9 protein-coding genes are annotated in these 8334 nt (G+C 48.1%); 1 reads left to right on the top strand and 8 read right to left on the bottom strand.

Features of this window, described 5'->3' with window-relative positions; translation table 11 throughout:
* The 6 genes from recR to ACTHY5_RS04310 all read right to left on the bottom strand — a co-directional run.
* Positions 1-493: recombination mediator RecR (gene recR / locus ACTHY5_RS04335; protein WP_441876873.1), on the bottom strand; the 493-nt coding region annotated here is incomplete at its 3' end.
* Positions 494-590: 97 nt separating this feature from the next.
* Positions 591-920, bottom strand: a complete 330-nt coding sequence (locus ACTHY5_RS04330; protein ID WP_441876870.1) for a YbaB/EbfC family nucleoid-associated protein — start codon at positions 918-920, stop codon at positions 591-593.
* Between the two features lie 35 nt (positions 921-955).
* Complete coding sequence (gene dnaX / locus ACTHY5_RS04325; protein WP_441876867.1) at positions 956-3277, bottom strand: DNA polymerase III subunit gamma/tau; 2322 nt, start codon at positions 3275-3277, stop codon at positions 956-958.
* A gap of 33 nt (positions 3278-3310) precedes the next feature.
* On the bottom strand, positions 3311-3856 hold the full coding sequence (apt, locus tag ACTHY5_RS04320) for an adenine phosphoribosyltransferase (protein ID WP_441876884.1): 546 nt from the start codon (positions 3854-3856) through the stop codon (positions 3311-3313).
* 98 nt (positions 3857-3954) lie between these two features.
* A complete protein-coding gene (locus ACTHY5_RS04315) occupies positions 3955-4335 on the bottom strand; it encodes a YbaN family protein (RefSeq protein ID WP_441876882.1) in 381 nt (126 codons plus the stop codon).
* Positions 4336-4429: 94 nt separating this feature from the next.
* On the bottom strand, positions 4430-5299 hold the full coding sequence (locus ACTHY5_RS04310) for a LysR substrate-binding domain-containing protein (RefSeq protein WP_441876864.1): 870 nt from the start codon (positions 5297-5299) through the stop codon (positions 4430-4432).
* Positions 5300-5591: 292 nt separating this feature from the next.
* Here ACTHY5_RS04310 and ybiO point away from each other — a divergent pair, with 292 nt between their 5' ends.
* Complete coding sequence (ybiO, locus tag ACTHY5_RS04305; protein WP_441876861.1) at positions 5592-7889, top strand: mechanosensitive channel protein; 2298 nt, start codon at positions 5592-5594, stop codon at positions 7887-7889.
* A gap of 98 nt (positions 7890-7987) precedes the next feature.
* Here ybiO and ACTHY5_RS04300 read toward each other — a convergent pair whose 3' ends face one another.
* On the bottom strand, positions 7988-8125 hold the full coding sequence (locus ACTHY5_RS04300; RefSeq protein WP_441876855.1) for a DUF2256 domain-containing protein: 138 nt from the start codon (positions 8123-8125) through the stop codon (positions 7988-7990).
* 21 nt (positions 8126-8146) lie between these two features.
* Complete coding sequence (locus ACTHY5_RS04295; protein WP_441876858.1) at positions 8147-8296, bottom strand: hypothetical protein; 150 nt, start codon at positions 8294-8296, stop codon at positions 8147-8149.
* Positions 8297-8334 lie beyond the last annotated feature (38 nt).

Here is an 8334-nt window from a genome sequence, read left to right as displayed (position 1 = left end):
CTTGGCTGCGGGCAATATCGGCAATGTAGTAGGCTGTTGCTTCCCCTTCTACTGTGGGATTGGTTGCTAAAATAACTTCTTGATATGCCTCGGTTGCCAATAAGTCGGCTAACTTATCTAACCCTAGCTCTTCAGGCCCTACCCCGTCGAGTGGTGACAAGTGCCCCATTAATACAAAATAACGTCCCTGATATTGCCCCGTTTGCTCAATGGCCACTACGTCGGCTGGGCTTTCTACGATACATAGTTGGCCGCTTACTGCGCGCTTTGGGTTAGTACAAAGACCACAGACACTTTCTTCGGTAAAGGTTCGGCATTGGCGGCAATGGCCTATTTTATCTAGCGCCTGCTCTAGCACATGCGCTAAACGCCGACCACCCGCGCGCTGGCGCTCTAACATGGCAAACGCCATACGCTGTGCCGATTTAGGACCCACACCGGGCAAAATTTGCAAACTCTTAATAAGTTCATCTAACAGGGGGCTAAAACGCATGAGTTCACTCTGAAGGCTGGAAGCTGGAAGCTGGAAGCTAAGCAACAGTGTGCTTGGCGCCCGAATTCTCTGTCCAGCTTCCGGCTTAATATTTAATTTAGAACGGCATTTTAAAGCCAGCTGGTAAATTCATACCACCGGTAATCTCGCTCATGCGCGTTTTATTTTGCTCTTCAACACGACGTACAGCGTCGTTGACAGCCGCGGCTAATAAGTCTTCTATTAGCTCTTTGTCGTCTTCAAACAGGCTGTCGTCTAGCTCAACACGACGCACTGAGTGGCTGCCAGCCATGGTCACTTTTACCAGACCAGCTCCGGCTTCACCTACTACTTCTAGCTCGGCCAGCTCTTCTTGTAGCTTCTGCATTTTTTCTTGCATCTGCTGGGCCTGCTTCATCATGTTGCCCATTCCACCTTTACCAAACATAATTACTCACTCTTTATTAATGGATAAAAACAACGCTACTGCGTCATAGGTTCAATGCTATCTTCATCTAGTACTGCAGCAAAGCGCGATATTAAAAATTGTACCGCATCATCGCCTTTAATTTCATCTTTTGCCTGAGCAATTGCGCCTTGAAATAACACTTGCTCTATTTCAAACGGGGTTTGCTGAGCGGTTTGCTGTCCAATGCTCACTTGCACGGTTATCGGCTGTGACTGGTGCTGCTGAATAACAAGCTCTAACTCTTGTCGGCTTTTCTCATTTAACAAGTGTTTATGCTGGGGCTGTAACCATAATTGCCATTGCAGCTTGGTTGTTTGCTCGCAACTACTGTGCATGGCTAACTGGCGTAATAAGCCACCTAAGGGTAACTCTGCCACTAAACGTGCCCAACTATCTTGTGCTTGAGGCAATAAGCTGGCGGCCTTTAATGGCTCAGGATCCGTTGCACTGTGTTGCGCCTTAGCCAAAGACACAGCGGGGGCAGACGCAGTAAAACTTGGCGCCGAGCCGTGTTTTTTTGCCGATGTTGGCTCATCTGTTACACGAGTAACCTGCGGTGATGTCAGTTGCGCAGTTTGAGCCGCCTGCCCTTCAGTGTGCCAGGGTGGCGAGTCTTGCTCATCATTTTGCCAACCGGCGTCATTATACGCATCCAAGGGAGGTAATTCATTAGCGCCTGATGAGGGGGCCTGTGGGCTTACTTGGGTTTTGCTTTGTTCGCGGCCCTGCGCTTTATTGTGCGATGAGTGCACTTGTTCCGGTGGCGGTGTTGGCGCCACACTTGGTTTAGCCCTTGGCGTCACAGCGGGAGCCGCCCCCGTTTGTTTTTCTGGTTCTTGGCTGCGTAAACGGTTACGGGTTTGCAATAAACGCCGCAGCCGCGTGACATCACCAGCGACAGGATCCTCTAGGTGCTCTGCCGATTGCGGCTGTGCAATGGGTGCCGCCGTCACCGCCGCTGTTGGCTGGTTATCAGTTAGCTGTTCCGGTGACAACTTATCGCTTGGCGGCGCATCTTGCGACTCGCTATTAAGCGGAGGCTCACAGGCTACAGTAGGCGGTGATACCTGACCTAGTCGTTCTGCTTGATCCCATATTTCATTTTGCTCTTGTGCGAGTGAAGCCGCCGTTGGCTCCTGAGGTGCAGAGGCTAATGGCGCCTCATTAACAGGCGGCGGCTCAGGCTTTTTTACAGTGTGCGCTACCTTTTGGGGCGCCGAAGACCGACGGGCCGGCACAGCAGTGGTAGCCACAGGAGCTTCGGGACGAAAAGCTAAAGTACGCAATAGCGTCATTTCTAATGCCGAGCGGCCATCGGGTGCAAAGGGTAGATCTTTACGTCCTTGTAAACAAATTTGATAAAAGACCTGTATCTGCTCAGATGACACCAAAGGGGCAAGTCGGTTGAGCTCTTCGGCATACGGTTGTTGAGGTGATGCTGCCACCAATTGCGCTAAGGCAAGCTGATGCCAAAAGCCAATTAATTCTTTATGTACCTGATCGTAATCCGGCCCTAAGCTAGCAAGCTCCGCCACCCGCGCCAGCAAAGCATCACCTTGGCCAGACAAAATAGCGTCAATAAGCGCAAGTAGCTGACTGCGATTAAGGTTGCCGAGCATAGACTCAACTAACGCCAGTTTAACGTCACCGTTACCAAAGGCCAGTGCCTGATCGGTAAGGCTTAGGCCATCCCGCAGGCTGCCGTCTGCAGCACGAGACAAGGCGGCCGTGGCTTGTGTTTCAAAAGGGAGCTGCTCGTGCTCCAAAATATGCTGCAACTGTGCATCAATCTGTTCAGGCTCTAGGCTTTTCAGATGAAACTGCAAACAGCGAGATAATATGGTAATCGGTAGCTTTTGTGGGTCTGTGGTCGCCAGCAAAAATTTAACGTGCGGCGGCGGCTCTTCCAATGTTTTTAACAAGGCATTAAAGCTGTGTCGAGACAGCATGTGCACTTCATCTATTAAATACACTTTAAAGCGGCCACGAGCAGGCTGATATTGCACATTATCGAGCAGTTCGCGGGTATCTTCTACTTTAGTGCGACTCGCAGCGTCTATTTCTAGCAGGTCGACAAAACGCCCTTGCTCAATTTCTTGGCAACTGGCACAACTACCACAGGGGTCGGGAGTAATACCGTGATCACAATTAAGCGCTTTGGCTAACAATCGAGCAATAGAAGTTTTACCCACGCCTCGAGTGCCGCTAAATAAATAGGCGTGATGAAGCCTTCCCTGCGATAGGGCATTAATCAATGCGGTCAACACATGTTGCTGACCTACTACATCGGCAAAGCGTTGTGGACGCCACTTTCTGGCAAGAACCTGGTAATTCATCTGTATTTAGTAACCATTATATTTGCAAGCCAGTTATTCACCGTCAAATTGCACTAAGCTATTCACTCTAATGCCCATTTTGTTGAGGCGCTGTAGTCCCCCTAATGCTGGTAGCGCGACCACAAAAGCGGCTTCTTGCACTTCGCCACCACAGCGGCGTACCAGCTTGACGGCCGCTTCTACTGTGCCACCAGTGGCTAATAAGTCATCAATAATTAAGATTTTTTCGCCAGGTAATATCGCATCAACATGAATTTGTAGTTTATCTTGGCCATATTCTAAATCGTACTCAACTTCAATCACTTCTCGGGGCAGTTTATTAGGCTTGCGCGCCATAATAAACCCCACCCCCAATGCCGTTGCAACGGGCGCACCAAAAATAAAGCCACGGGCTTCCGTTCCTAGTACTTTGTTGATACCCGCATGTTGGTACAACTCAACAATGGCATCAATTGTCGCTTTAAACGCCTCAGCATTTTCTACTAGGCTGGTTATATCTCGAAATACCACCCCAGGCTTTGGGTAGTTAGGGACAGAAGCAATACTATCGGCAATCAGCTTAAGCGTTTCTTGTTTCATCATGTTCGGCCTTATCAACCCTAACAATGAGGGCACAGCATGTTAAATTACAACGGCAGTTAGCTTAGGGCTTAGCCTAGCCCAATGCAACAACTTGACTATTTCTGCTGCCCATTAGCAACATCTGTCACTAATGGCAGGCGCAAAAACCACGCTAACAGCATGATAAAAGTGATCAATAACCCCAGCCTAACTGGCCATAACGGCACCATATAAATAGAAAAAGCAAAGCTGATGATCATCATCACTATTGCTCTGCGCCGGATCTTGGGCCGTAATCCGCGATAGGTTTGCCAGTCTCGGATCATGGTGCCAAACCAAGGGTGATTCAACATCCAATGATGCACACGAGGCGATGATTTACTAAACAACAAGGCTGCTAATAAAATAAAGGGCGTGGTGGGCAGCACCGGCAAAAAAGCACCAATTAGGCCCAATAATAATGACAACGCCCCCAGCAGGGCAAATAAGATACGCATTACGCCCCCTAATAAATAATGGTTAATAATAACAGCATGACGCTCGGTATCTAGCCAAATGGGGCGCTTAGCAACAAAAACCTCACCAACAGGCCTACTCCAACGAGTCACTCAAAAAGTCCAATAGCATACGAACCTTGGGTGATAAATGGCGATTATGCGGATACAAGGCCCATATTCCCTCATCGGGCTCTTGATATTGCGCTAATAACGGCACTAACTTGCCCTTAGCGAGTGCTGCGTGCACATAATAATCAGGCAGCTGTACTATGCCTATGCCTTTTAGTGCCGCATCGAGTAAGGCCCAGCCGCTATCACAACGAATGTTTCCCTTAACCCGTATATTGCGCGCCTGGCCTTGCTCTTGAAAGCGCCAGTAATCTAAATTGCCTTGCAAACAGTTATGTTGCTCTAAATCCGATAGACGCTGGGGCTCGCCATAAGCCGCGAGATACTGCGGTGAAGCGCAGATATATTGAGTACGAGAAGACAAGCGCTTTGCCATCATGCTGGAGTCTTCCAACTTGCCAAGGCGCACTGCCAAATCAAAGCCCTCTGCCACCAAGTCTAGCTTTTGGTTGGTTAATATCATTTGTACTTCTAGCTCTGGATATTGCTGTACAAAGTCATTCACCAAGGGGGCTATGGTTTTTTCGCCATAGGTAATAGGCGCGGTGAGCTTAAGCTTGCCTTTAGGGGCTAACTGTAAATTAGTCATAGTGCGCTCGGCTTCTTCTAAACCATCAAGCACCTGCCGACAATGCTGATAATAAATTTGCCCTGCTTCTGTTACCGACACTTTACGGGTAGTGCGATACAAAAGCTTGGTCGATAGCCTTGCTTCTAATGCGCTGACCTGTCGACTGACTTGAGCTGTTGAAATGGTTAACTTTTTAGCCGCCTGCGTAAAGCTCTCGGCTTCAGCTACCGCGACAAATTCACTCACGCCTTCCCAAATAAACATCTTTTTTCCTTATTATTGGTACGCCTAACGCCCTGCGGGGAGGCGTTATGTCTCACGCGGTATGCCATACGTTAAAAACTCCGCTTTATTTTTTTACGTACAGCATCCGGCAGATAACGTACCGCGACCTGTGCCCTGCGTGCCCATTGAAAATTAACATCGCTTTGCTTGCTATGTTAACCTAATCAATCGCCTGCTTATTCATTTATGACTTTAGCGCGCTTACACTCAAGTCCAATGCAAGCAATGCTTATTGCTCTATCACAATCATTAACGCCTATCGGAGGCCTCGGTGAACCGATTTAACAGACTCACTCTGCTGATGTTATGGCTGTTGTTTATTCCTATTATGGGGATAGCACAGCCACAAGAAGCCAATTCAGGCCCCTCTTACGATGCCTTAGCTGAAGTGCTCGAAAATGAACAGTCGCGCCAGCAGTTAATTAATGAACTGCGTAGTATGGCAGAGCAACAGGCGCAACCGGCTGCTGAAACACAAAGCGCTGAGCCTGTAGAGCCCTCATTACCCAGCCAACTGGCCGAAACAACCAGTGAAATAGCCGGCGGCCTAAGTCAACAATTATCTAATTTAATTGCAGTGACCAGCAATATATTTACCGGCAATACAGAAAATGTGAATGAACAGTTTGACCGCGCTACCTTTTTATCTGCCTCACTCAATATCGCCTTGGTGATTGCAGCTACCATCGCCTTGTTTTGGCTACTGCGTAGACTGGCAAGCCCTATTTTTATTCGCTTTAGTCACTGGTCTCGTCACGGTGAAGGAAAAACCCCCGTATTACGGCTAGTCATTTGCGTGGCTTTGGCAAGTTTAGTCGATGTGTTGGCGGTGGCATTAGCCTATGTGGGCGGTAACTTAGTCGCCACCTTTTTGGTGGGGGAGTCAGGAGAACTCACCACCCAGGCTTCACTGTTTTTAAACGCCTTTGTGGTTATAGAGCTATTAAAAGCCGGGTTAAGGGTGCTGTTTTCTTCTCGTTACGACGGACTGCGCTTGCTGCCCATTGCCGCCTCAGAAGCCGCCTACTGGAATCGCTGGATGGCATTACTAATCGGCTTGGTAGGGTATGGTGTTATGGTGGTAGAACCTTTAATTAACATTAATATTTCAACCACTTTAGGCCAAGGCATGAACACCTTGATTATGCTTGCGGCTTATCTCTATGCCATTACTGTGATCTTAAAAAATCGCGTACGTTTGCGTCAAGCTATTCGCCAAAAGGCCGAGAAAAGCACGATTACTGCGGGGCAATTTAGTTTAATTTTATTGTCTCGCACTTGGCATTTAATTGCCCTTGTCTATTTCACAGTGATACTGGTGTTGACCCTGCTTAGCCCAGCAGAAGCCTTGCCTTATGTGTTGTTTGCCACCCTTAAAACGATTGCCGTTGTGGTGGTTAGCATTTTGCTATCAAGCTTGCTGGCTCAGACCTTAGGCCGTCGTATTACCTTGTCTGACGAGCTACGCCGTAAGCTGCCCTTGCTTGAAGCCCGTCTTAATAGTTATGTGCCTCCTGCACTACACTTTTTACGCATACTGATTGCCAGCATCGCCCTACTCTTGGTGCTAAATGCCTGGTATATCGTGGACTTAAACGCTTGGTATGAGTCAGAGACCGGCGGAAAACTAATGAGTAAAATCATTGGGGTGGCCATTATTTTACTGGTGGCGGCTGTAGTGTGGGTCTTAATGGCCAGCGTAATAGAACATAAACTCAATCCTGAAACCGGCCGCGGTCGCCCTTCTGCCCGTACCCAAACCTTGTTGCTACTGTTTCGTAATGCGTTAGCCATTGCCCTTGGTACGCTGACCTTTATGATCGCCTTAGCAGAAGTTGGCATTAACATAGGGCCATTAATTGCAGGGGCCGGGGTCTTGGGCTTAGCCATTGGTTTTGGTGCACAAAAACTGGTGCAAGACATTATTACTGGGGTGTTCATTCAAATAGAAAATGCCATGAATACTGGCGATGTAGTCACCTTAGGCGGCATTACGGGTACCGCTGAAAAGCTCAGTATTCGCTCGGTGGGCATTCGTGACTTAAGTGGTACTTACCATATTATTCCGTTTTCGAGTGTTGATACCGTGTCTAACTACATGCGAGAGTTTGGTTATCATGTGGGCGAATATCGAGTGGCATACCGTGAAAATATCGACCATGCTATTGCCCGCTTGCAAGATGCCTTTGATGAACTCGCCGCTACCGAGGACATGAAGCACGAAATATTAGACACCCTAGAAGTGTCTGGGGTGATTGCGTTAGCCGATAGCTCAGTCATTATTCGGGTGCGTATTAAATCGACACCGGGTATGCAATGGGCCGTGGGTCGTGCTTATAACCGCTTGGTTAAAATGCACTTTGAGCAAGCCGGCATTGATATTCCGTTTCCTCATAGCACAGTGTACTTTGGCGCCGATAAAGACGGCCACGCCCCCGCCGCTAACTTGCGAGTGATAGAGCAAGGGGCTGAACTTGAGCAACACCCAAGTTCTCATGCTCAGTTAGGTAAACAAACCCCCTCAAAACAAAGCACTCACCTAAGTGATGACGCTCCTAACGAGGAATAGTGATTAGGGATTAGGGAATAGTGATTAGGGATTAGTAACTAAAATAAAAGGGGTCGGAGTCAATTTAGCGCATTAAGCTAAACTGACTCCGACCCCTTTTATGTTTTCTTTGCCCCCGCACAACGCTTAGAGCAATATTTAACCTCTGGCCAATTGCGCTGCCACTTTTTACGCCAGCTAAAAGGACGTTGGCATACTGGGCATATTTTTGACGGTAAATCGGATTTTTTTATCATTCACAGCCCTTAATACTGGCGCTATAACGACTCATTTAAACCAATCGGCCAATCAGCCGCATCCACAGAATCAAGCATCTCCATATACAATCGCCCTTGCCACTGCGCTATAAAGTGCTCTTGGGGATCATAAATTTGGGTTTGTTTATCTGATAAAGGGGTCGGAGTCAATTTAGCGCATTAAGCTAAACTGACTCCGACCCCTTTTA

The sequence above is a fragment of the Oceanisphaera sp. genome (assembly GCF_052084945.1).
GTDB lineage: Bacteria > Pseudomonadota > Gammaproteobacteria > Enterobacterales > Aeromonadaceae > Oceanimonas.
Note: the sequence above shows the minus strand (reverse complement) of the source record. Positions and strands in the feature narration are given on the sequence as shown.